Below are 23,494 nucleotides of genomic sequence, written 5' to 3'. Positions count from 1 at the left end.
CTGCGATCCGGTGCACGAAAGTAGAACGTGTTGCAGGATAGCCTTCGTGGCCGAGACCCTTCAGCAGCTGCTGCGCGAGCGCGCCCACGACGACTCCGCCGCGATCCGGCAGGGCGACCGGTCCTGGACCTGGCGCGAGCACGTCGCGGACGCCTCGGCGGTGGCGGCCGCGCTGCTCGGCCTCGCCGACCGGGACCGGCCGATGCACGTGGGCACCCTGCTGGGGAACTCCCCGGACATGCTCGCGATGATGGCCGCCGGCGCGCTCGGCGGCTTCACGCTGTGCGGCATCAACACGACCCGCAGGGGAGCGGGCCTGGTGGGGGACGTCCGCCGGGCGGAGTGCCAGCTGCTGGTGACCGACGCCGAGCACCGGCCGCTGCTCGACGGCCTGGACCTCGACGGCGTGCGCGTCCTCGACACCTCGACCGAGGAGTGGGCCGCGCTGGTCGCGGGCGCGGGCCCGCTGACGCCGTACCGCGAGGTCGGCGCGACGGACACCTTCATGATGATCTTCACGTCCGGCACCAGCGGCGACCCCAAGGCCGTGCAGGTCAACCACCTGATGGTGCTCTTCTCCGGGCTGAACCTGCAGGGCCGGTTCGAGCTGGGCCCCGACGACGTCTGCTACGTCGCCATGCCGCTGTTCCACTCCAACGCCGTGGTCGCGGGCTGGAGCCCGGCGGTGTGCGCCGGGGCCACGATCGTGCCCGCGAGGTTCAGCGCGTCCGGCTTCCTCGCCGACGTGCGGCGGTACGGCGTCACGTACATGAACTACGTCGGCAAGCCGCTCGCGTACGTCCTCGCCACGCCCGAGCAGCCCGACGACGCCGACAACACGCTGCGCGTCGCGTTCGGCAACGAAGCCAGCGACCGCGACATCGACGAGTTCTCGCGCCGGTTCGGCTGCGCCGTGTGGGACGGGTTCGGCTCGACCGAGCTGGCCGTGATCATCACCCGCGAGCCGGGTACGCCGCCGGGGTCGATCGGCAAGGGCTTCGACGGTGTCGCGATCTACGACGCCGAGACGGTGGCCGAGTGCGAGGTCGCCGAGTTCGACGCCGACGGCCGGCTCGTGAACGCCGACCGGGCGGTGGGGGAGCTGGTCAACACCACCGGCGCCGGCTACTTCAGCGGCTACTACAACGACCAGGCCGCGAACGACGAGCGGATGCGGCACGGGATGTACTGGTCGGGCGACCTCGCGTACCGCGACGCGGACGGCTGGATCTACCTCGCCGGCCGGACGGCGGACTGGATGCGGGTCGACGGGGAGAACCTGGCGGCGGCGCCGATCGAGCGGGTCCTCCAGCGGCTGCCCGTGGTGAACCGGGTCGCCGTCTACGCGGTCCCCGACGAGCAGGTCGGCGACCAGGTGATGGCCGCGATGGTGCTGCAGGACGGGGCGACGCTCGAGCCGGTCGAGCTGGAGCGGTTCCTGGCCACCCAACCCGACCTCTCCCCGAACGCGTGGCCCCGGTTCGTGCGCCTCGCGCCGGACCTGCCGAGCACCGCGACCAACAAGGTCCTCAAGCGCGAGCTCGCCGCGCAGGGGCCCACCGCGGGCGACGGGCAGCTCTGGGTGCGGGAGGCGCGAGGCACGGCGTACGTGCGCGAAGTCACGATTCCGGCCTAGCCGCCGGTACTCTCACTGCCGGGAATCGGCGGCGGGAGGGTGCGCATGGCGACGTCGACAGGGACGATCGCGCCCGAGGCGCGCCATCGTGCGCCGCGCCCGGCGCGCAGGTTCCGGCGCGCGCGGACGCTGGCCGGAGCGCTCTGCGTGATGCTGCTCGGCGCCGTCCTGCCCGGGGCGGGCTACCTCTGGACGCGGCGGCGGCTCGGCTGGCTCGTGCTCGTGCCGTTCCTCGCCGGCGTCGGCGGGCTGGCGTACTACGCGCGCGACTGGCACCACTTCGTCGACTTCGCCTTCGACCCGACCCGGCTGCGGGTCGCCGGCGTCGTGATCGGTGTGCTGTTCCTGGTCTGGGCATTCACGGTCGTGACGACGTACGTGATGGCGCGCCCGCGCGGGATGAGCCGGCTCGAGCAGACCCTCGGCGGGATCGTCGTCGCGTTGCTGTGCATCCTGGTCGCGCTGCCGGCCGTGCAGAGCGTCCGGCTCGCGAACACCCAGGCGCACCTCGTGGCGACCGTCTTCGACGACGAGCAGACCGCGACCGTGCCCCAGGACGTGACGGAGGCGGACCCGTGGGGCGGGCGCGACCGGGTCAACGTGCTGCTGCTCGGCGGCGACGGCGGGATCGGGCGCACCGGCATCCGCACGGACTCGGTGATCCTGCTCAGCATGGACACGCACACCGGCAAGTCGGTGATGTTCAGCCTGCCTCGCAACATGATGAACGCGCAGTTCCCCGAGGACAGCCCGCTGCACGACGCGTTCCCCGACGGCTTCCGCAGCTCCGACCCGAACGCCGACCCCGGCAGCTGGATGCTCAACGCGATCTACGGCCAGGTGCCGGCGCTGCACCCGCACATCCTCGGCAGCTCCGAGAACGAGGGGGCGGACGCGATCAAGCAGGCCGTGGCGGGCAGCCTCGGCACCCACGTCGACTACTACGTGCTGATCAACCTGCTCGGCTTCCAGCAGCTGGTCGACGCGATCGGGGGCGTGACGGTCAACATCAACGAGCCGATCGCGATCAACGGCAACACCGACGCCGGCATCCCGCCCACCGGGTACCTCCAGCCCGGCCCCGACCAGCACCTCGACGGCTTCCACGCGCTCTGGTACTCCCGCGGCCGGTGGGGCTCGGACGACTACCAGCGGATGCTGCGCCAGCGCTGCATGGTCAACGCGATCATCGAGGAGGCCGACCCGCTCAACGTGCTGCGGCGCTACCAGGCGCTGGCCAAGGCGGGGGAGGAGATCGTGCGCACCGACGTGCCGCGCGAGCTGATGCCGGCGTTCGTCGACCTGGCCCTGAAGGTCAAGGAGAAGAAGATCCGGTCGATCGCGTTCATCACGTCCGACGAGTTCTTCTCCGGGGACCCGGACTACACGTGGATGCAGTCCGTGGTCGCGAAGGCGCTCGAGCCGCACCCGGGCCGCGGGCCCAAGGACGACCCGGGCAAGGCGGTCCGCACCGACGACGCCTGCGGCTACCACCCGGTGAGCTGAGCGACGAGCGCGTTCAGAGCACCTTCACCTGCCGGGTGACCACCAGCCGGTTGACGGTGTCGCTGCCGCCGTACCGGATCGTCATCGTGCGCGTGCCGGGCGGGAGGTCCTTCAGGACGACCGTCGCGACGCCGTTGCGCAGCGTCGCCGCCTGCGCGACCCCGGCCAGCCGGACGACGACCGGGCCGTCGACGACGTCCAGGCCGGGGGCGGTGACGCGGACGGTCACCTTCACCTTGTGCCGGAGCCGCTCGGTCTGCACCCGGATGAGCGGGTTGGTCTTGATCCGGCCGGTCGAGGGGGAGTCGACGGTCAGGTCGGTGTAGCCCGCTCGGGTGACGGTGACGCGGGCCGAGATCCGCGTGCCCAGGTCGAGGTTGACCAGCTGGTACGTCGTACCCGTGGCGCCGTCGATCGGCACGCCGTTGCGCAGCCACTGGACGGCCACCGTGTCCGCGGTCGGCCGGTAGGCGCCGGTGTCGACGGTGAGCGCCTGGCCCATCTCCGGCAGGCCGAGCAGTCGCGGCTCGGCGGTCACGGTGAAGGTGCCGAGCGCGACCGGCGCGGTCGGCGCGGTGGCGGCACTCACGGGGTCGTAGCCGGCGCGGGTCGCCGTGACGTTCGCGGAGATCGTGGCGCCGACCAGGTCGGGGGTGAGGGTCAGCGTGGGGCCGCCGGTCACGCCCTCGATCGGCTGGCCGTTCGCCAGCCACTGGATCGTGAGCGTGTCGGGGGCCGGTGTCCACGTGCCGGTGTCGAGGGTGAGCGTCTGGTCGATCTTCGGCTCGCCGGAGAGGACCGGGGCGCTGGTGTTCTTGAGCTCACCGGGCAGGACCGCGGCCGTCGGCGCCGAGGTCACCTGGCGGGCCGGGAAGCCGAGCTTGCTCGCGGTGGTCGTGACGGTGACGGTCTGGCCGAGCCGGGCCCGGGTGAGCCGCAGCGTGGGTGCCGTGGCGCCGGCGATCTTCTGGCCGTTCCCGAACCACTGGTAGGTGACCGTCGCGTCGACCGGCTTCCAGGTGCCGGCGGTGCTGCTGAGCACCGAGCCCACCTTGGCGATGCCGTCGATCACCGGCGGGTCCTGGTTGGTCAGCGTCCGGTCGTTGAAGTGGATGAAGCCGCTGGGCCAGTTCCCGCTCGCGCGGGTGACCACGGCCCACGAGAAGTCGCCGTGCCAGCTGTCCTGGGACACGATCACCTCGTCGGCGGAGACCACCTGCTCGACGTAGGCGACGTGACCGACCGAGCCGGCCGGACCGGCGTTGGCCTTCCACCACGCGACCGCCCCGACGCGCGGGACGTCGTCGGTGATGCGCGCCATGGAGGTGCCCCAGTACTCGGCGTTGCCGCCACCCGACCACGGTCGGGTGTTCGGCAGGCCGCTCCTGACCATCCGGTACGCGGCGTAGTTCGTGCAGTTGTGGCCGCTGTACATGCGCCAGTACATCTTGTCGTTGTTCTGCGCGTAGCCGGCGTTGCCCATGCCCTTGGCCCGGCAGTCGGCGTAGCCGTAGCAGAGGTAGGAGCTGCGCTTGAAGACCGCGTCGGGGCCGCGGTGGTGAGCCTGCGCGGCCTGCGGCAGGGCCCCGCTCTTGCCGGCGTAGGACGGCGCCGGGGCCAGCGCGAGGAGCCCCACGACCAGGGCGCCCACGAGGGCAGAGGTCAGGGGCGCAAGCAGCCGGGTCCGCAGCGACACGGGTGGGAGTCTAGAGACTGATGTGCGCTTGTGGGAACGTTGTGACAGAAATTGTCAAGGAAATCGCTCGGCGTGTCGAGTTAAATTACACGGCTGTGGTTTGTGCGGATTGGTCACCAACCGCACGTTTTGGGCCCGCAGACGTGCGGTTGGTGACCAATCCGCGCCCCTGCGACGCGCGAGGGCCCGGCCGCGCTGTGCGACCGGGCCCTCGGTGAGGCAGTTGACTCAGGCGAGGTCGAAGCGGTCCAGCTCCATCACCTTGACCCAGGCGGCGACGAAGTCCTGGGCGAACCGCTCGTGGGCGTCCTCGCTGGCGTAGACCTCGGCCAGCGCCCGCAGCTGCGAGTTCGAGCCGAACACCAGGTCGACCGCGGTGGCGGTCCACTTCAGGTCGCCGCTGGCCAGGTCGCGGATCTCGTAGACGTTCTCCTCGGCCTCCGAGGCCTTCCACTGCGTCCCGGCGGACAGCAGGTTGGCGAAGAAGTCGTTGGTGAGCGCGCCGACCCGGTCGGTGAGCACGCCGTGCTGCGCGCCACCGGCGTTCGCGCCGAGCGCCCGCATGCCGCCGACCAGGACGGTCATCTCGGGTGCGGTGAGGCCGAGCATGTACGCGCGGTCGACCAGGAGCGTCTCCGGCTGCAGCTTCTCGCCGGGGCGGACGTAGTTGCGGAAGCCGTCCGCGCGCGGCTCGAGCACCGCGAACGAGTCGACGTCGGTCTGCTCCTGCGTGGCGTCGGTGCGGCCCGGGTGGAACGGCACCGTCACGTCGAGCCCGGCGTCGCGGGCCGCCTTCTCGACGGCCGCGGAGCCCGCGAGCACGATCAGGTCGGCGAGCGAGATCCGCGCGCCGCCGGCCTCGTTGAACTCGCGCTGGATGCCCTCGAGGGTCTCCAGCACGGTCGCGAGCTGCTCCGGCTCGTTGACCGCCCAGCTGCGCTGCGGCTCGAGCCGGATGCGCGCACCGTTCGCACCGCCGCGCTTGTCGGTGGAGCGGAAGGTCGCGGCCGAGGCCCATGCCGTCGAGACGAGCTGGGCCACCGAGAGGCCCGAGCCGAGCACCTGCTCCTTCAGCGCGGCGACGTCCGCGTCGCCGACCAGCTCGTGGTCGACGGCCGGCACCGGGTCCTGCCACAGCTGCGGCTCCGGCACCCACGGACCGAGGTAGCGCGACACCGGACCCATGTCGCGGTGCAGCAGCTTGTACCAGGCCTTGGCGAACGCCAGCGCGAACTCGTTCGGGTTCTCCAGGAACCGCCGCGAGATCTTCTCGTACTCCGGGTCGAAGCGGAGCGCGAGGTCACTGGTGAGCATGGTCGGCTTGCGCTTCGGCGAGTCCGGCGTCGGGCCGGGGATGATGTCGTCCGCGTCCTTCGCGACCCACTGGTTCGCGCCGGCCGGGCTCTTGGTGAGCTCCCACTCGTAGCCGAAGAGGAGCTTGAAGAAGTCGTTGCTCCAGCGGGTCGGCGTCGTGGTCCACGTGACCTCCAGGCCCGAGGTGATCGTGTCGGCGCCCTTGCCGGACCCGAACGAGCTGCGCCAGCCCAGGCCCTGCTCCTCGATCGGGGCGCCCTCCGGCTCGGGGCCGACCAGGTCGGCGTCGCCGGCGCCGTGCGTCTTGCCGAACGTGTGGCCGCCGGCGATCAGCGCGACCGTCTCCTCGTCGTTCATCGCCATCCGGGCGAACGTGGCGCGGATGTCGCGGGCGGACGCCACCGGGTCCGGGTTGCCGTTCGGGCCTTCGGGGTTGACGTAGATCAGGCCCATCTGGACCGCGCCGAGCGGGTCGGAGAGGTCGCGCTCGCCGCTGTAGCGCTCGTCGCCGAGCCAGGTATCCTCCGGACCCCAGTAGATCTCCTCGGGCTCCCAGATGTCCGGACGGCCGAAGCCGAACCCGAACGTCGAGAAGCCCATGTCCTCGAGTGCCACGTTGCCGGCGTACACGAGCAGGTCGGCCCAGGAGAGCTTCTGGCCGTACTTCTGCTTGACCGGCCACAGCAGCCGCCGCGCCTTGTCCAGATTGGCGTTGTCCGGCCAGCTGTTGAGCGGTGCGAAGCGCTGGGCGCCCTCACCCGCGCCGCCGCGGCCGTCGTGGATCCGGTAGGTGCCGGCGGCGTGCCAGCTCATCCGGATGAACAGGCCGCCGTAGTGCCCGAAGTCCGCCGGCCACCAGTCCTGCGAGGTGTTGAGCACCTGGACGATGTCACGGCGCAGCTCGGCGAGGTCGAGCTTCTCGAACTCCTCCGCGTAGCTGAAGTCGGGCCCCAGCGGGCTGGCCTGCGGGCCGTTCTTGTGGAGCACCGAGAGGTCGAGCTGGTTGGGCCACCAGTCCTTGTTGGTGTGCGGCCGGCCGCCCGTCTTCGGGGTCGGCGAGTCGATGGCGGGGTTCTCGCTCTCGCTGCCGTGCGCGGCGGCGGAGTCGTGCATGACGGGGCAGCCGGCCTCGGCCTTCCGCTCCACGCCCTGCGGGTCGTTGCTCTCGGTCATGGGTTCTCGCGCTTCCTTCCAACGGGGTTCATCAGGGGGTCATCGGGGGAGATCAGGGGGTCATTGCGGTGAGCAGTCGGGGCACCGGCCCCAGTAGACGACCTCGGCCTCGTCGATCGTGAAGCCGTGGTCCTCGGACGCGGTCAGGCACGGGGTGTGGCCGACGGCGCAGTCGACGTCGGCGATCGCCCCGCAGGAGCGGCACACCACGTGGTGGTGGTTGTCGCCCACGCGCGCCTCGTACCGGGCGACCGCCCCGGACGGCTGGATGCGACGCACCAGCCCGGCGCCGCTGAGCGCGCGGAGGACGTCGTACACCGCCTGGTGCGAGACGTCCGCGAGCTCGGCGCGGGCGGCGCCGATGATCGACTCGGTGTCGGCGTGGGGCAGCCGGTGGACCGCGCCGAGCACCGCGACCCGGGGACGGGTCACGCGCAGGTCCGCCTCGCGGAGCATCCGCTCGAGGTCCGGCATCGTGGGCACGGCCTCACCCTTGCGCACTTTCTTGAATCATTCAAGATCAACGCGCCGGGAAGTACGCCGCGAACTCCAGCGGGCGGCTCACGTCCTGGTGGCGAGCGGCCCGACCGGCCGTGCCGTGGGGCCCGGAAGCCCGCCGAACGGAAGTCCGGTCCGGTGCTCGGTGAGCGGCTGAGCAGAAACGTAGGCCGCGGTTCAGACTTCGCGCTGGCCGAGGCCTCGAACTCGGCGGGCAAGCGCATGGAGAACGGCGGCGAGCATCAGTCCGACCAACGCGAGCGCGGCGAACACGAGAAGCACGTTGCCGGCGAGCGCAGGCAGGGACATGCCCGTCGGGTTCTCCCACGGTGACACCAACCCCATCCGGTGAGGCAGCGGGGGATCTTGGGACCTCTGGTCTTGTTCAATCCAGGGCAAGGGCCACCCGAGGTTGATGCTCCCCAGGTCGTGACGAGTCCTTGCCAGGTCACGGTCCTCGAGAGCGGCGCAACCCACAAGCGCGATCGACAAGAGGAAGACGAACGGACGCCGAAAGCTGCGTAGATCGTGAGCCAACGATGGCGTGGCCTCCCTCGCCTGATACCTCCTGCGCAGTCGTGACAGCCATGGTGCCAGCCCGGTGCCGACGCGCGACCAGGGACATTCCGGTCTCTCCAAGCGCGCCGTCCACGCAACCGGCTGCGGATTCTGGACCCGCAGACGACCATCAACTGCAGCATTGCGGACGGGGCCCCGATCGTGTTCGTGCCCGGCCCGTACGCGTAAGGCAAACGACCCGGCTGGCGACGCTGGGCATACCGGGCGACCACCGAGGGCCCGACGCTATCCGCAACGAGGGCGGGACGGGAGCGCCTCGAGGGTGTCACCTGTTGCTACTCGACGATGGGGTACTCCACCCAGCCGCCGAGGTCGGGGAGTGGTACTCGGGCCCGCACCGCCTTCCGGGTCCGGCGGCGCATGGCCCGGGCCTCGTCCCCGGCCCGGGCGGCCTCGTCGACCAGCGACACGGCGACCCGGTGAGGTGGGTTCTTCGGGTGCCGTGGTGGCGACAGATGAAGGCCAGACCGTCGACCACCTCCTCCAGTCGTTCCAAGGCCTCGATCCAGGGGCGAGCGCCGTGGCGTGGCGGGTCCGTCGACTCACCTCGGCGGCGACGACGACGGCGGGACGGATGCGGGTGACGAGTTCGGCCGCGTGGAGTGCAACTACGCCGCGGAGTGCGTGGCCGGCGAGGAGATACACGCCGAGGAACGGCGGGTCGGCCACCACCAACAGCCACCGGGACGGTGCGTGCGGGATGACATGCAGCCAGCGTCGGCACTCTGGCGGCAACCAGAGCCGTCCACCGGCGATCCGCGGCTGCGGCCGGCCCGTCGTCGGGGGAGCGCCCGACTGCGGCCCTCCGGGAGGGCCGCAAGGATGATCCAGAGCTGGTCGGGGGCGACGAACTCGGCCTGCCAGGTACCGGTCGACAGGGGGCCGACGCGCAGTCGTCCGCTGGCGTCACCGATGTCAAGTGCAGGTAGGTGAACGTGTCGGCGGGAGTGGCGTCCCTGCCCGATCAGCAGTGCCCGGGGTCGGATCGCCCCGGGCGGAGGCGTGTCCCGACGGACGCCCGCCGCGGCGCCCAGCGGCGCCGCGGTAGTCGGAGGCGCGCCGTGCTCGGCGGATGCGCGGCGCGAGGGCCACGCCCAGGGCCCCAGCCCACCAGCGCCCGGCCCGGCACCGGACCCCATCCGATCCGGTGCCGGCCGGTGCCGGGGGCACCTGATCGCTCTCGGTCCGGGCCGGAGGCGATGCCGGCGCACGAAGCCGGCGACGGTCGTCCGGGGCCATCCGAGCGGGCGTCCGAGCCGGGGTCCCGATGACCTCGGTTCCGCGGACTGGCCCGTGGACAGTCGGGCGGATGGTCTCGGCATCGCTACCGGGGCTACCGGGGCTACTGGGCCGGGCCCGGTCGTCGGATCCGCTGGAAGACCCGGCACCTTCGACACACACGAAAGGGCACCTGCCCCGGTTTCCGGGGCAAGTGCCCTTCTCAACGTGTCCGAGGGGGGACTTGAACCCCCACGCCCTAATACGGGCACTAGCACCTCAAGCTAGCGCGTCTGCCAATTCCGCCACCCGGACGAGTGCGGGTGGAACAGTAGCAAAAGCAGGGCCTAACCTCCGCATCGGCACCGGTGTTGCGGCGGTGACATGCTGGGGCCATGACGGAGCCGACGAAGGACCCGACTGTGGACCCGGACGCCGACCCGACCACCGAGGTCGTGGACCTGTGCCGCGAGCTGATCCGGATCGACACCTCCAACTACGGGGACCAGGAGGGTCCGGGGGAGCGGAAGGCCGCCGAGTACGTCGCCACGCTGCTCGACGAGGTGGGAATCTCGTCGAACCTGTACGAGTCGTCGCCGGGCCGGACGTCGGTGATCGCGCAGTGGGGCGGCCCCTCGTCGGGCGGCGACGGGCTGCTGCTGCACGGCCACCTGGACGTCGTACCGGCGGCCGCCGAGGACTGGCAGGTCGACCCGTTCTCCGGGGAGATCCGGGACGGCTACGTCTGGGGCCGCGGGGCCGTGGACATGAAGGACTTCGACGCGATGCTGCTGTCCGTGGTCCGGGCGCGGCAGCGGTCGGGTCGGGTGCCGTCCCGCCCGATCACGTTGTGCTTCACGGCGGACGAGGAGGCCGGTGGACACCAGGGCGCCCAGGTGCTGGTCGAGCAGCACGCGGAGGAGCTCGAGCACTGCACGGAGGCGGTCGGCGAGGTCGGTGGCTTCAGCGCGACCGTCCGCGGCCGGCGGATCTACCTGATCGAGGCCGCCGAGAAGGGCATGGCCTGGATGCGGTTGACCGCCCGGGGCCGCGCCGGCCACGGGTCGATGATCAACCCGGAGAACGCCGTCACGACGCTGGCAGCGGCCGTGGCCCGGATCGGCGCCCACGAGTGGCCGGTGCGGCTGACCCCGGCGATGCGCACCCTGCTCGCCGCCGTCGGCGAGCTCGCCGGCGAGGAGGCGACGCCCGACAACGCCGAGGCGCTGGTCGCGGAGTTCGGGGGAGCGGCGCGGATGCTCGGCGCGGCGATCCGCAACACCGTCAACCCGACGATGCTCGGCGCCGGCTACAAGGTGAACGTCGTCCCGACCGAGGCCACCGCGCACGTCGACGGCCGGTTCCTGCCGGGGTACGAGGACGAGTTCTTCGCCACGCTCGCGGAGCTGGTCGGCGAGGGCATCTCGATCGACTACGTGAGCAACCAGCCGCCGTGGGAGACGCCGTACGACGGCGAGCTCGTCGATGCGATGACCCGGTCCCTCCTCGCGGAGGACCCGGACGCGGTCGTGGCGCCGTACCTGATGAGCGGCGGCACGGACGCCAAGCACTTCCGCAAGCTCGGCATGCGGTCCTACGGGTTCGCGCCGTTGCGGCTGCCCGCCGACCTGGACTTCACCGCGCTCTTCCACGGCGTCGACGAGCGGGTCCCCGTGGACGCCCTGGAGTTCGGGGCGCGGGTGTTCGACCGCTTCCTCGACGACGTCTGACCCGGCCGCCCGGAGGGGCGCGGATTGGTCACCAACCGCACGTCCCCGGCGTGATTTCGCGCGGTTGGTGACCAAACCGCACGCATCCGCGGCGTTATGTCAGGCGGTCCGGACGGCGCGGATGATCTTGCGACGCAGGATGACCCGCCGCGTGCCGTCGGCGGCGATGCGCACCCGGTCCAGCTCCCAGCCACCGTGCTCGGCGCGCTCGACGAGCAGCTTGGTGACCACGGTGCGGGGGAACTCCCGGGAGAAGGTGACCTTCTCGAACTCCCACTCCACCCCTCGAGCGGGTGGACGTCGCCACGCACGGGTCATGCTGCCTCCTCGCTACCGCGACCCCTGGGACCGGGTCGAGTACGCCCTCATTCTGCCGACACGTCGTCGAGCGCGGCGATGATCTCATCCGGAAGCGTCAGCTCCTCGACCCCGAGTGCGCCGCGGAGCTGGGCGGCGGTCCGGGCGCCGAGGATCGGCGCGGTCACGCCCGGCCGGTCGCGCACCCAGGTGACGGCGACCTCCAGCGCGGTCCAGCCGAGGCCGTCGGCGGCCCGGGCGACCGCCTCGACGATGCCGGCCGACCGGTCGTCGAGGTAGGCGTTCACGAAGTTCGCGAAGTGTGAGGACGCGGCGCGCGAGTCCGACGGGGTGCCGGTCCGGTACTTGCCGGTGAGGACGCCACGGCCCAGCGGCGACCAGGCGAGCACGCCGAGGCCGAGTGCGGTGGCGGCCGGCAGCACCTCGTGCTCGACGGCGCGGTTGAGCAGCGAGTACTCCACCTGCGTCGACGCCAGCGGCGTGCGGCCGGGCACCGCCCGCTGCCAGGTGGCGGCCTGCGCGGTCTGCCACCCGGAGTAGTTCGAGACACCGACGTACGCCACTCGTCCGCTCTGCACGGCGGTGTCGAGCGCGGCGAGGGTCTCCTCGACCGGCGTCTCGTCGGACCAGATGTGCACCTGCCACAGGTCGACGTGGTCGGTCCCCAGCCGGCGGAGCGACGCGTCGAGGGTGGTGAGCAGGTGACCGCGGGACGTGTTGTACTCCCGCGAGCCACGGCGGGCAGTGATCCCGGCCTTGGTCGCCAGCACGATGTCGTCGCGCGCGACGACGTCGCCGATCAGGGTGCCGATGAGCTCCTCGGACGCCCCGTTGCCGTACCCGGCCGCGGTGTCGACCAGGGTGCCTCCCGCCTCGGCGAACGCGACCAGCTGGTCCCGGGCCTCGTGCTCGTCGGTGTCCCGTCCCCACGTCATCGTGCCGAGGCCCAGCCGGGACACCGTCAGGCCGGTCGCGCCGACTCGCCGCTGCTGCATGGCGCCAAGGTAGTCGGCGACGCTGCGGAGGGGCGCCCCGGCACGCCCATGGCCGGGTCGTAGGATTCCAGCCCGTGGTGGACTACCTCCAGGCGATCGTCCTCGGCATCATCCAGGGTCTCACCGAGTTCCTCCCGATCTCCAGCAGCGCGCACCTGCGGATCCTGCCCGAGGTCTTCGGCTGGGGTGATCCGGGCGCCGCGTTCACGGCCGTGATCCAGATCGGCACCGAGCTGGCGGTGCTGCTGTACTTCTGGCGCGACATCTGGCGGATCGCCGCGATGTGGCTGAGGTCGCTCTTCAAGGCGGAGTACCGCGGCCACCTCGACGCCCGGATGGGCTGGTTCATCATCTTCGGCTCGGTGCCGATCGTCGTGCTCGGCGTCCTGTTCCAGGACACGATCAAGAGCGAGTTCCGCAGCCTGTGGCTGATCGGTACGACGCTGATCGTCGGCGGCCTCGTGCTCGGGCTCGCGGACCGCGTCGGCAGCACCGACAAGACGCTGAAGCAGCTCAGCCTCCGCGACGCGCTCCTCATGGGCGTCGCCCAGGCGTTCGCGCTGATCCCGGGCGTCTCCCGCTCCGGCGCGACGCTGTCGATGGGCCGGTTCCTCGGCTACGAGCGCGAGACCGCGACCCGCTACGCGTTCCTGCTCGCCATCCCGGCGGTCATCGGCGCCGGCGTCTTCGAGCTCAAGGACGTCCCGGACGGCGACAACCTGTACGGCTGGGGTCCGACGATCCTCGCCACGGTGGTCTCGTTCGCGATCGGGTACGCCGCGATCGCGTGGCTGCTGCGGTACGTCTCGACGCACTCGTACACGCCGTTCGTGGTCTACCGGATCGCGCTCGGCGCGGCGACGCTGCTGCTGGTCGCCACCGGAGCGATCGCGGCGTAGCCGGTGGCGGTCACAGCCAGCCGGACCTCTTGAACATCACCCACAGCCCGGCGGCCACGACCGCCATCAGCGTCAGCGCGTACGGGTAGCCGTAGGTCCAGCCGAGCTCCGGCATGTGCCGGAAGTTCATGCCGTAGACCCCGGCGATCAGCGTCGGCACGACCACCAGCGCGGCGCCCGCCGAGATCTTGCGCATGTCGTCGTTCTGCTGGACCGAGACCTGTGCCAGGTACGCGTCGAAGGCCGTCGACAGCAGCCCGTCGAGCGAGTCGACGGTCTCCGCCGCCCGCGCCAGGTGGTCGGCGACGTCGCGGAAGAACGGCGTCGCCTCCTCGGGTACGACGGGCACGTCCCGGCTCGTCAACCGCAGCAGCGGGTCCCGCAGCGGCAGCACCGCCCGGCGTACCTCGGCCAGCTCGCGCTTGAGCACGTAGATGCGTGCGGAGTCGTTGGTGCGGTCGTCGGAGAAGACCGAGGTCTCGATCTCGTCCACGTCGACGACCAGCTCGTCGACCACGTCGAGGTACTCGTCCACGACCCGGTCCAGCACGGCGTACAGGACTCCTCCGGGGCCGTGCCCGAGCATGCTCTGGCTCGCCTCCAGTGCCTCGCGCGCCGAGTGCAGCTCGTTGCCCTCCCCGTGCCGCACGGTGACCACGAAGTCGCCTCCGACGAACATCGCGATCTCGCCGGTCTCGACAGCGTCGTTCTCGTCGACGTACCAGAGGGTCTTGAGGATCACGAAGATCGTGCCGTCGAAGCGCTCCAGCTTGGGCCGCTGGTGCGCCTTCACGGCGTCCTCGACCGCGAGCGGGTGGAGCCCGAAGACCTCGGCCACCTCGTGCACCTCGTCCGGGCTCGGGTCGTGCAGCCCGATCCAGACGAAGCCGCCGTCGGCGTCGGCCTTCGCGCGCAGCTCGCGCCAGTCGGTGCCGACCTCGACCCGCTTCCCGTCGCGGTACAGCGCGCAGTCGACGATCACATGGTCACCGTAGTCCCACACGCGGTCATCTACAGTCGCCGCCATGGCAACCGTGATCCTCGTCCGCCACGGTCGGACGACGGCCAACGCCTCCGGCACGCTGGCCGGCCGCCTCCCCGGGGTCCGTCTCGACGACACCGGGGCGGCGCAGGCCGCGCGGACCGGCGAGCGGCTGGCCCCGGTGCCGCTGGCCGCGGTGGTCACCAGCCCGCTCGAGCGGTGCCGGCAGACCGCGAAGGCGATCGTGACGGCCCACCCGGGGTCGCCGCGGCTCGCCACGGAGCGCGGGATCACCGAGTGCGACTACGGTGACTGGTCCGGGCGGCCGCTCCGGGAGCTCGCCAAGGAGAAGCTGTGGTCGCTGGTGCAGACGCAGCCGTCCGCGGCGGTGTTCCCGAACGGCGAGGCGATGACCGCCATGCAGGCCCGCGCGGTGGCCGCCGTACGGCGCCTCGACGCGGCGTTCGAGGCCGAGCACGGCGCGGGCGCGGTGTGGGTCGCGGTCAGCCACGGCGACGTCATCAAGTCGGTGCTCGCCGACGCGCTCGGGATGCACCTGGACCTGTTCCAGCGGCTGCACGTCGACCCGGCGTCGATCTCGATCGTCCGCTACACGTCGAGCCGGCCGTACGTGCTCGCCTCCAACACGCACTCCGGGGACCTGTCCTGGCTGGCGCCGCCCGTGAAGAACCCGAAGAAGAGGTCGCGAGGCAGGGCCGCGACCGACGCCGTGGTCGGCGGTGGGGCCGGTCCTTCCGCGACCGCCTAGGGTTTGCAGCATGCCAGTCGTCCACGGATTCGACCCGCCCGAGCGGTTCGTCGCCGGCACCGTCGGGCCCCCGGGCCAGCGCACGTTCTTCCTCCAGGCGCGGACGGGCACCCGGATCGTCAGCGTCGCGCTGGAGAAGCAGCAGGTGCAGGCGCTCGCCGAGCGGATCGACGAGCTGCTCGACGAGGTGATGGCCAGCGAGCAGAACGAGGCGATGATCCCGGCGGTGGCCCCGCTCGGCCTGGACGACTCCGACCCGCTGGAGCAGCCGATCGAGGAGGAGTTCCGCGCCGGCACGATGACGCTCTCGTGGGACCCCGCCGACGAGCGCGTCGTGATCGAGGTGTTCCCGTACACCGAGGCGGCCGTCGTGACCCCCGAGCAGGTCGACGAGGACTTCGAGGAGCCGGAGCCCGACGAGGTGTTCCTCGTCCGCATCCCCGCCGGCACGGCGCGGGCGTTCGTCAAGCGCTCCGAGCAGGTGCTCGAGGCCGGTCGCCCCAGCTGCCCGTTCTGTGGCAACCCGATCGACCCCGACGGCCACCTGTGCGTGCGGGCCAACGGCTTCCGGCGACGGGACCCGTGACCACGACACCGGACCTGATGGAGGGCGAGCTCGTCCTCCACGGCCGGATCATGCCCGCCTCCAACGCCACCTTCGTCGGCGAGATCGACTGCGTCCGGGTCGTCTACAAGCCGGTCGCCGGGGAGCGCCCGCTGTGGGACTTCCCGGACGGGACGCTCGCCGACCGGGAGCGCGCGGCGTACCTGCTCTCCGAGGAGCTCGGGTGGAACGTCGTCCCCGAGACCTGGCTGCGCGACGGCCCGCACGGGCGCGGCATGGTGCAGCGCTGGCAGGAGCCGGACGAGGAGCAGGTCGCCGTGACGCTGGTGCCCGAGGGCGAGGTGCCGGCGGGGTGGAAGCACGTGTTCGACGGCCTCGACGGCCAGGACCGGCCGATCTCGCTGATCCACGAGGACACCGACGCGCTGCGCCGGATGGCGGTCTTCGACGTCGTCGTCAACAACGCCGACCGCAAGGGCGGGCACGTGCTGGAGATGTCCGACGGGCACCGGTACGGCGTCGACCACGGCGTCACCTTCCACACCGACCACAAGCTGCGCACGGTGCTGTGGGGCTGGCTGGGGGAGGAGCTGCTGCCCGACGAGGTGGCCGCGGTGCGGCGCGTCGCCGCCGAGGTGCGCGGTCGCCTGGGCGATGTCCTCGCCGACCACCTGAGCGACCTCGAGATCGAGGCGCTGGCGCGTCGCTGCGAGCGACTGGCCGCGAAGGCCGTGATGCCGGCGCCGCGCGGTGAGTGGCCCGCGATCCCGTGGCCGCCGTTCTGAGGCGTCTGGATAGTCTTCCCGCATGCGTGCCTGGCCGTTCCCGGACATCCCGACCCTGCCCGTCGCGGGTCCGCCGGTCGTACTGCACGACACGGCCTCGCGCGGCCGCGTGACCACGGCGCCGGACGGGCCGGCGCGGATGTACGTCTGCGGGATCACGCCGTACGACGCGACCCACCTGGGCCACGCGGCGACGTACGTCGCGTTCGACCTGCTGAACCGCGCCTGGCGCAACGCCGGCCACGACGTCGTCTATGTCCAGAACGTCACCGACGTCGACGACCCGCTGCTCGAGCGCGCTACCAAGGTCAAGGTCGACTGGGTGGAGCTCGCCGAGCGCGAGACGGAGCTGTTCCGCCAGGACATGGCGGCGCTGCGGGTGGTCCCGCCGGACCACTACATCGGCGCCGTCGAGTCGATCCCGCTCGTCATCGAGCTGATCGAGCGGCTCGACGCGGCGGGCGCGATCTACCGGGTCGAGGACGACCTCTACTTCTCGGTGACCGCCGACCCGGCGTTCGGCGCGGAGTCGGGGTGGACCCGGGAGCAGATGCTCGAGATCTACCCCGAGCGCGGCGGCGACCCCGACCGCCCCGGGAAGAAGGACCCGCTCGACTGCGTCGTGTGGCGCGGCCGCCGCGAGGGTGAGCCGTCCTGGGAGAGCCCGTGGGGCCCCGGCCGTCCCGGCTGGCACGTCGAGTGCACGGCGATCGCCCAGGAGCACCTCGGCGGCGCGTTCGACGTCCAGGGCGGCGGCAGCGACCTCGTCTTCCCGCACCACGAGATGTGCGCCGGCCATGCCCAGGTCGCGGTGCCGGGCACCCCGTTCGCCCAGGTCTACAGCCACGGCGGGATGGTCGGGTACGACGGCGAGAAGATGTCGAAGTCCCGCGGCAACCTGGTCTTCGTCTCCGCGCTCCGCAACAGCGACATCGACCCGATGGCGATCCGTCTCGCGCTGCTGCGGCACCACTACCGCTCCGACTGGGAGTGGACCGACGACCAGCTCTGGACCGCCGTCGACGACGTCGACCGCTGGCGGCGCGCGCTCTCGCTCGGATCGGGCGCCCCGGCGGCCCCGGTCGTCGAGGAGGTCCTGGCCGCCCTCGCCGACGACCTCGACGCGCCGCGCGCCGTCGCGGCCGTCGACCGCTGGGTCGCCAGCACCCTCGGCACCGACGGCCTCGCCGACACCAGCGACCCCGACGCCGCAGGGGAGATGCTCCGGCTCCTCGACGCCGCCCTCGGCCTGGCCATCTGGATGCGCTGAGCCGCTCCGCCCCCCGCCGTCCGCAACCGGGCGGTTGATGCGGATTGGTCACCAACCGCGCGTCGGAGCCGTCCCGGCGTGCGGTTGGTGACCAATCCGCGACCTACGGGCGCGGGTCAGTCCTCGTCGCGCCGCCGCTTGAGGTACCGCTCGAACTCCCGGGCGATCGCCTCGCCGGTGGCCTCGGGGAGGTCGGTGGTGTCCCGGGTCTCCTCGAGTGCGCGCACGTAGTCCGCGACGTCCTCGTCCTCCTCGGCGAGCTCATCGACGCCGCGCTCCCAGGCCCGGGCGTCCTCGGGGAGGTCGCCGAGCGGGATCGACGCCTCGAGGAGGTCCTCGAGCTGGCCGAGCAGGGCCAGCGTGGCCTTCGGGCACGGCGGCTGGGCGACGTAGTGGGGCACCGCGGCCCAGTACGAGACCGCCGGGATGTCGAGCTGCACGCAGGCGTCCTGGAAGACGCCGACGATGCCGGTGGGGCCCTCGTACGTCGACTGCTCGAGCTTGAGCCGGTCGACCAGGTCGGGCTCGGTGGCGGTGCCCGTCACCGGGATCGGCCGGGTGTGCGGGGTGTCCGCGAGCAGCGCGCCGAGGGTCACCACCAGCGTGCCGCCGAGGTCGTCGCACGCGGCGAGCAGCTCCGCGCAGAACTGCCGCCACCGCATGCTCGGCTCGATGCCGCGCACCAGGATCACGTCGCGGTCGAGCTCCGGGGGAGAGGCGATCGAGATGCTGGTCGTCGGCCAGGTGATGCGCCGGTGGCCCAGCGCGTCGGAGCCGACCACGGGCCGGTTCACCTGGAAGTCGTAGAAGTCCTCGGGATCGACCGCGCCGACGGTGCGGGCGCCCCACACCCGGCCCAGGTGGTCGACGACCGCGGAGGCGGCGTCGGCGGCGTCGTTCCAGCCCTCGAAGGCGGCGATGACGATCGGGTCCACCAGGTCGGCGACGTCCTCCAGTTCGATCACCTCTCCAAGCGTAGTCGCCGCGTGGATTTCCGGGCCGGACGCGCCCGATGTCACGATCTGGGAATCCGGTCCATCCCGTGGACAGGGTTCCTACGCTGGACCAGCCGAGAGGAGAACCCGTTGTCCCAGTCGCCGACGGCCGACCCGCAGTGGCGGCCCGATGTCACCGACGAGCTCACCCGCACCCTGGGTGAGCGGATCATGGTGATGGACGGCGCCATGGGCACGGCGATCCAGCGCGACCGCCCGGACGAGGCGGGCTACCGCGGCGAGCGGTTCGCCGACTGGCCCCGCGACCTGGTCGGCAACAACGACCTCCTCACGCTGACCCAGCCCGAGATCATCGCGGGGATCCACCGCGAGTACCTCCAGGCCGGCGCCGACATCATCGAGACCAACACGTTCAACGCGAACTCGGTCTCCCTCGCCGACTACGGCCTGGAGGAGCTGGGCTACGAGCTGAACCTGGAGGCCGCCCGGCTCGCCCGCCGCGAGGCGGACGCCGTCGCGACGCCGGACCGGCCGCGGTACGTCGCCGGCGCGCTCGGTCCGACCACGCGCACCGCGTCGATCTCGCCCGATGTCAACGACCCGGCCGCGCGCAACGTCGACTACCGGCAGCTGGTCGCGGCGTACTTCGACGCCGCCCGGGGACTCGTCGACGGCGGCGCCGACCTGCTCGTCATCGAGACGGTCTTCGACACGCTCAACGCGAAGGCGGCGATCTTCGCGGTCGAGGAGCTGTTCGAGTCGGCGGGCCGGCGCTGGCCCGTGATCGTCTCCGGCACCATCACCGATGCGTCCGGCCGCACGCTGTCCGGACAGACGACCGAGGCGTTCTGGAACTCGGTGCGGCACGTCCGCCCGCTGGCGGTCGGCCTCAACTGCGCCCTCGGCGCCAAGGAGATGCGGCCCTACATCGCGGAGATGTCGCGGATCGCCGACACGTTCGTCTCCTGCTACCCCAACGCCGGCCTGCCCAACGCGTTCGGCGAGTACGACGAGGCCGCGGAGGAGACCGCCGCGGTGATCGGCGAGTTCGCCGCGGCGGGATTCGTGAACCTGGTCGGCGGCTGCTGCGGCACCACCCCCGCCCACATCGCCGCGATCGCGCAGGCGGTCGAGGGCAGGGAACGCCGCGCCGTACCCGAGGTCGCGCCCGCGATGCGCCTCGCCGGGCTCGAGCCGTTCACGCTCGACCGCGCCAGCCTGTTCGTCAACGTCGGCGAGCGCACGAACATCACCGGCTCGGCCCGGTTCCGCAACCTGATCAAGGCCGGCGACTACGACACCGCCCTCTCCGTCGCCGCCCAGCAGGTCGAGAGCGGCGCGCAGGTCATCGACGTCAACATGGACGAGGGCATGATCGACGGCGTCGCCGCGATGGACCGCTTCTTGAAGCTCATCGCCTCCGAGCCCGACATCTGCCGGGTCCCGGTGATGGTCGACTCCTCGAAGTGGGAGGTCATCGAGGCCGGCCTGCGCAACGTCCAGGGCAAGCCGATCGTGAACTCGATCTCGCTCAAGGAGGGCGAGGAGAAGTTCGTCGAGCAGGCCCGGCTCTGCCGCCGGTACGGCGCCGCGGCCGTCGTGATGGCCTTCGACGAGGACGGCCAGGCCGACAACCTCGAGCGCCGCAAGGCGATCTGCGAGCGGGCCTACCGGATCCTGGTCGACGAGGTCGGCTTCCCGGCCGAGGACATCATCTTCGACCCCAATGTCTTCGCGGTCGCGACCGGCATCGAGGAGCACGCGTCGTACGGCCTGGACTTCATCGAGGCGACCCGCTGGATCAAGGCGAGCCTGCCGGGGGCCAAGGTCTCGGGCGGGATCTCCAACGTCAGCTTCTCCTTCCGCGGCAACAACCCCGTGCGCGAGGCGATCCACGCGGTGTTCCTCTACCACGCGATCGCGGCCGGGCTGGACATGGGCATCGTGAACGCCGGCGCCCTGGCGGTCTACGACGAGGTCGAGCCCGAGCTGCGCGGGCGGATCGAGGACGTGGTCCTGAACCGCCGGGCCGACGCCGCCGAGCGGCTGCTGGAGATTGCCGAGAGCCACAACCGCACCGGCGACGAGGCGGAGGCGGCCGCGGAGGAGTGGCGCTCGCTCCCGGTCGGGCAGCGCATCACCCATGCGCTGGTGAAGGGCATCGACGGGTTCGTCGAGGACGACACCGAGGAGCTCCGCCAGGAGATCGCGGCGCGCGGCGGACGCCCGATCGAGGTGATCGAGGGCCCGCTGATGGACGGCATGAACGTCGTCGGCGACCTGTTCGGCGCCGGCAAGATGTTCCTCCCGCAGGTCGTGAAGTCCGCGCGGGTGATGAAGAAGGCCGTCGGCTACCTGATCCCGTTCATCGAGCAGGAGAAGCTCGACAACCCGGAGTTCGCCACCGCCAAGGAGACCAACGGCACCATCGTGATGGCGACGGTCAAGGGCGACGTCCACGACATCGGCAAGAACATCGTCGGCGTGGTCCTGCAGTGCAACAACTTCGAGGTGATCGACCTCGGGGTGATGGTGCCGGCGCAGAAGATCCTCGACACCGCGGCCGAGATCGGCGCCGACGCGATCGGGCTCTCGGGGCTGATCACGCCCTCGCTGGACGAGATGGTCAACGTCGCCTCCGAGATGGAGCGCCGGGGCTTCGAGATCCCGCTGCTGGTCGGCGGCGCCACGACCTCGCGGGCCCACACCGCCGTGAAGGTGGACGGCAGGTACGGCGGGCCGGTCGTCTGGGTCAAGGACGCCTCCCGGTCCGTGCCGACGCTCGCCGCGCTGCTGAGCGACGCCCAGCGGCCCAAGCTGCTGGCCGAGGTCGCCGCCGACTACGACGCGCTCCGGGAGCGGCACGCCGCCAAGCACGACCGTCCGCTGCTCTCCTTGGACCAGGCGCGCGCGAACCGGACCCCGATCGACTGGAGCGGCTACGAGCCGCCCGCGCCGCGCCGGCCCGGCACCCACGTGCTCGCCGGCTACGACCTCGCGGAGCTGCGCGAGTACATCGACTGGCAGCCGTTCTTCAACGCGTGGGAGATGAAGGGCAGGTTCCCCGACATCCTCAACAACCCCACGACGGCGGAGGCCGCGCGCCCGCTGTACGAGGACGCGCTGGCGATGCTCGACCGCATCGTCGACGAGGGGTGGCTGACCGCCAACGCCGTGCTCGGGTTCTTCCCGGCGAGCGCCGTCGGTGACGACATCGAGCTCTACACCGACGACACCCGCACCGAGGTGCTGACCACGCTGCACAACCTGCGCCAGCAGGGGGAGCACCGCGCGGGCGTGCCGAACCGGTCCCTGGGCGACTTCGTCGCACCCCGGGAGACCGGCCTCGCCGACCACGTCGGCGCGTTCGCCGTCACCGCCGGCCTGGGCGCCCAGGAGCGGATCGCGGCGTTCAAGAAGGAGAACGACGACTACTCCGCCATCATGCTCGAGGCGCTGGCCGACCGGCTCGCGGAGGCGTTCGCGGAGCGGCTGCACCAGCGGGTCCGCACGGAGTTCTGGGGTCACGCCGCGGACGAGTCGCTCTCGAACGACGACCTGATCGCCGAGCGGTACACCGGCATCCGGCCCGCTCCGGGCTACCCGGCCTGCCCGGAGCACACCGAGAAGCGCACGCTCTGGGAGCTGCTGGACGTGGAGGCGGCCACCGGCATCGAGCTCACCGAGAGCATGGCGATGTGGCCGGGCGCCGCGGTGTCCGGCTGGTACTTCTCGCACCCGCAGTCGCAGTACTTCGTGGTCGGTCGGCTGGACCGCGACCAGGTCGCCGACTACGCCGAGCGGAAGGGCTGGACCCTGGCGGAGGCCGAGCGGTGGCTGTCCGCGAACCTCGGCTACGACCCCGATGACTGAGCGGTCGGGTGGGCGGGGCACGCTGCCCCGCGCCGTGCTGTGGGACATGGACGGCACGCTGGTCGACACCGAGCCGTACTGGATCCGGACCGAGTACGAGATGGCCGAGCGGTACGGCGGGACGTGGACCGACGCCAACGCCATGGACCTGGTCGGCAACGACCTGCGCGTCTCGGCGGCGTACATCCAGGAGCACATGGGGATCGACCTCGGGATCGACGAGATCGTCGAGGAGCTCCTGGACGGCGTGGTGCGCAAGGTCGAGGAAAAGGTGCCGTGGCGGCCCGGCGCGGTCGAGCTCGTCGAGCGGGTCCGCGCCGGGGGGATCCCGTGCGCGCTGGTGACGATGTCGTACGCCCGCTTCGTCGCACCCATCCTGGCGCAGCTGCCGCCGGAGACGTTCCGGGTCGTGGTGACCGGCGACCGGGTGGAGCAGGGCAAGCCGCACCCCGAGCCGTACCTGACCGCGGCCGCCGCCCTCGGCCTGCGCGCCGCGGACTGCCTGGCCATCGAGGACTCCAACACCGGCGCCAAGTCCGCGGAGGCGGCCGGCTGCCTGGTGCTCGTGGTGGAGAACCACGTGCCGGTGCTCCCGACCGAGCGCCGGGTCTTCGCCGACACGCTGGCGGGCATCGACCTCGCCGAGGTGTGGGCCACGGGTGACTAGTCCATGACTAGTCACCCGACTAGTCATCGGACGGAGAAGGTCCTAGTACCACCGGACAATGGTGC

Annotated in this window: 19 protein-coding genes and 1 tRNA gene; 10 read left to right on the top strand and 10 right to left on the bottom strand. The window is 71.6% G+C overall.

The features are described 5' to 3' along the window. Positions 1–46 precede the first annotated feature (46 nt). Both fadD1 and ABD086_RS10935 read left to right on the top strand, forming a co-directional pair. The gene (fadD1, locus tag ABD086_RS10940; RefSeq protein WP_343907559.1) at positions 47–1,636 is read left to right on the top strand and encodes a fatty-acid--CoA ligase FadD1; all 1,590 of its coding nucleotides are present in this window, start codon (positions 47–49) and stop codon (positions 1,634–1,636) included. A 45-nt stretch (positions 1,637–1,681) separates the two neighbouring features. Further along, complete coding sequence (locus ABD086_RS10935) at positions 1,682–3,142, top strand: LCP family protein (protein ID WP_343907558.1); 1,461 nt, start codon at positions 1,682–1,684, stop codon at positions 3,140–3,142. Positions 3,143–3,155: 13 nt separating this feature from the next. On the opposite strand, the gene ABD086_RS10930 is transcribed toward ABD086_RS10935, so the two are convergent. The 6 genes from ABD086_RS10930 to ABD086_RS10905 form a co-directional block, all read right to left on the bottom strand. Beyond that, entirely contained in the window at positions 3,156–4,838 is a 1,683-nt protein-coding gene (locus tag ABD086_RS10930) for a CHAP domain-containing protein (protein ID WP_343907557.1), read from the bottom strand. 228 nt (positions 4,839–5,066) lie between these two features. Next, the gene (katG, locus tag ABD086_RS10925; protein WP_343907556.1) at positions 5,067–7,325 is read right to left on the bottom strand and encodes a catalase/peroxidase HPI; all 2,259 of its coding nucleotides are present in this window, start codon (positions 7,323–7,325) and stop codon (positions 5,067–5,069) included. Positions 7,326–7,385: 60 nt separating this feature from the next. Further along, positions 7,386–7,799, bottom strand: coding sequence for a Fur family transcriptional regulator (locus ABD086_RS10920; RefSeq protein WP_343907574.1), 414 nt, complete (start codon positions 7,797–7,799; stop codon positions 7,386–7,388). Between the two features lie 201 nt (positions 7,800–8,000). Beyond that, the gene (locus ABD086_RS10915; RefSeq protein ID WP_343907555.1) at positions 8,001–8,132 is read right to left on the bottom strand and encodes a hypothetical protein; all 132 of its coding nucleotides are present in this window, start codon (positions 8,130–8,132) and stop codon (positions 8,001–8,003) included. A 545-nt stretch (positions 8,133–8,677) separates the two neighbouring features. After that, a complete protein-coding gene (locus ABD086_RS10910) occupies positions 8,678–8,812 on the bottom strand; it encodes a hypothetical protein (RefSeq protein ID WP_343907554.1) in 135 nt (44 codons plus the stop codon). A gap of 1,037 nt (positions 8,813–9,849) precedes the next feature. After that, positions 9,850–9,935: transfer RNA gene (locus ABD086_RS10905), tRNA-Leu, on the bottom strand. Positions 9,936–10,015: 80 nt separating this feature from the next. Between ABD086_RS10905 and ABD086_RS10900 the strand changes: the two genes are divergently transcribed. Further along, the gene (locus ABD086_RS10900; protein ID WP_343907553.1) at positions 10,016–11,350 is read left to right on the top strand and encodes a M20/M25/M40 family metallo-hydrolase; all 1,335 of its coding nucleotides are present in this window, start codon (positions 10,016–10,018) and stop codon (positions 11,348–11,350) included. Positions 11,351–11,449: 99 nt separating this feature from the next. Here the strand turns inward: ABD086_RS10900 and ABD086_RS10895 are convergent, their stop codons facing one another. Both ABD086_RS10895 and ABD086_RS10890 read right to left on the bottom strand, forming a co-directional pair. After that, the gene (locus ABD086_RS10895; RefSeq protein WP_343907552.1) at positions 11,450–11,668 is read right to left on the bottom strand and encodes a DUF5703 family protein; all 219 of its coding nucleotides are present in this window, start codon (positions 11,666–11,668) and stop codon (positions 11,450–11,452) included. Positions 11,669–11,715: 47 nt separating this feature from the next. After that, on the bottom strand, positions 11,716–12,663 hold the full coding sequence (locus tag ABD086_RS10890) for an aldo/keto reductase (protein ID WP_343907551.1): 948 nt from the start codon (positions 12,661–12,663) through the stop codon (positions 11,716–11,718). 74 nt (positions 12,664–12,737) lie between these two features. Here ABD086_RS10890 and ABD086_RS10885 point away from each other — a divergent pair, with 74 nt between their 5' ends. Further along, positions 12,738–13,562 (top strand): undecaprenyl-diphosphate phosphatase, encoded by an 825-nt coding sequence (locus ABD086_RS10885; RefSeq protein ID WP_343907550.1) that lies wholly within the window; start codon positions 12,738–12,740, stop codon positions 13,560–13,562. A gap of 10 nt (positions 13,563–13,572) precedes the next feature. On the opposite strand, the gene corA is transcribed toward ABD086_RS10885, so the two are convergent. Beyond that, the gene (gene corA, locus ABD086_RS10880; protein ID WP_343907549.1) at positions 13,573–14,544 is read right to left on the bottom strand and encodes a magnesium/cobalt transporter CorA; all 972 of its coding nucleotides are present in this window, start codon (positions 14,542–14,544) and stop codon (positions 13,573–13,575) included. Positions 14,545–14,587: 43 nt separating this feature from the next. Here corA and ABD086_RS10875 point away from each other — a divergent pair, with 43 nt between their 5' ends. The 4 genes from ABD086_RS10875 to mshC are packed head-to-tail and all read left to right on the top strand — an operon-like array spanning position 14,588 to position 17,933. Further along, positions 14,588–15,313 carry a histidine phosphatase family protein gene (locus tag ABD086_RS10875; protein WP_343907548.1) on the top strand — a complete coding sequence of 242 codons (726 nt, stop codon included), beginning with the start codon at positions 14,588–14,590 and terminating at the stop codon, positions 15,311–15,313. A gap of 10 nt (positions 15,314–15,323) precedes the next feature. After that, positions 15,324–15,899: a DUF3090 domain-containing protein gene (locus ABD086_RS10870; protein WP_343907547.1), complete on the top strand. Its 576-nt coding sequence runs from the start codon at positions 15,324–15,326 to the stop codon at positions 15,897–15,899. Further along, positions 15,896–16,663 carry an SCO1664 family protein gene (locus ABD086_RS10865; protein WP_343907546.1) on the top strand — a complete coding sequence of 256 codons (768 nt, stop codon included), beginning with the start codon at positions 15,896–15,898 and terminating at the stop codon, positions 16,661–16,663. The genes ABD086_RS10870 and ABD086_RS10865 overlap by 4 nt, the downstream gene beginning before the upstream one ends. 22 nt (positions 16,664–16,685) lie before the next feature. Then, positions 16,686–17,933 carry a cysteine--1-D-myo-inosityl 2-amino-2-deoxy-alpha-D-glucopyranoside ligase gene (gene mshC, locus ABD086_RS10860; RefSeq protein ID WP_343907545.1) on the top strand — a complete coding sequence of 416 codons (1,248 nt, stop codon included), beginning with the start codon at positions 16,686–16,688 and terminating at the stop codon, positions 17,931–17,933. Between the two features lie 116 nt (positions 17,934–18,049). On the opposite strand, the gene ABD086_RS10855 is transcribed toward mshC, so the two are convergent. Next, positions 18,050–18,898, bottom strand: coding sequence for a PAC2 family protein (locus ABD086_RS10855; protein ID WP_343907544.1), 849 nt, complete (start codon positions 18,896–18,898; stop codon positions 18,050–18,052). 120 nt (positions 18,899–19,018) lie between these two features. Between ABD086_RS10855 and metH the strand changes: the two genes are divergently transcribed. After that, positions 19,019–22,762 carry a methionine synthase gene (gene metH, locus ABD086_RS10850; protein ID WP_343907543.1) on the top strand — a complete coding sequence of 1,248 codons (3,744 nt, stop codon included), beginning with the start codon at positions 19,019–19,021 and terminating at the stop codon, positions 22,760–22,762. Continuing rightward, the gene (locus tag ABD086_RS10845; RefSeq protein ID WP_343907541.1) at positions 22,755–23,429 is read left to right on the top strand and encodes an HAD family hydrolase; all 675 of its coding nucleotides are present in this window, start codon (positions 22,755–22,757) and stop codon (positions 23,427–23,429) included. The genes metH and ABD086_RS10845 overlap by 8 nt, the downstream gene beginning before the upstream one ends. Positions 23,430–23,494 lie beyond the last annotated feature (65 nt).

The organism is Nocardioides aquiterrae, assembly GCF_039526625.1.
Lineage (GTDB): Bacteria > Actinomycetota > Actinomycetes > Propionibacteriales > Nocardioidaceae > Nocardioides > Nocardioides aquiterrae.
Note: the sequence above shows the minus strand (reverse complement) of the source record. Positions and strands in the feature narration are given on the sequence as shown.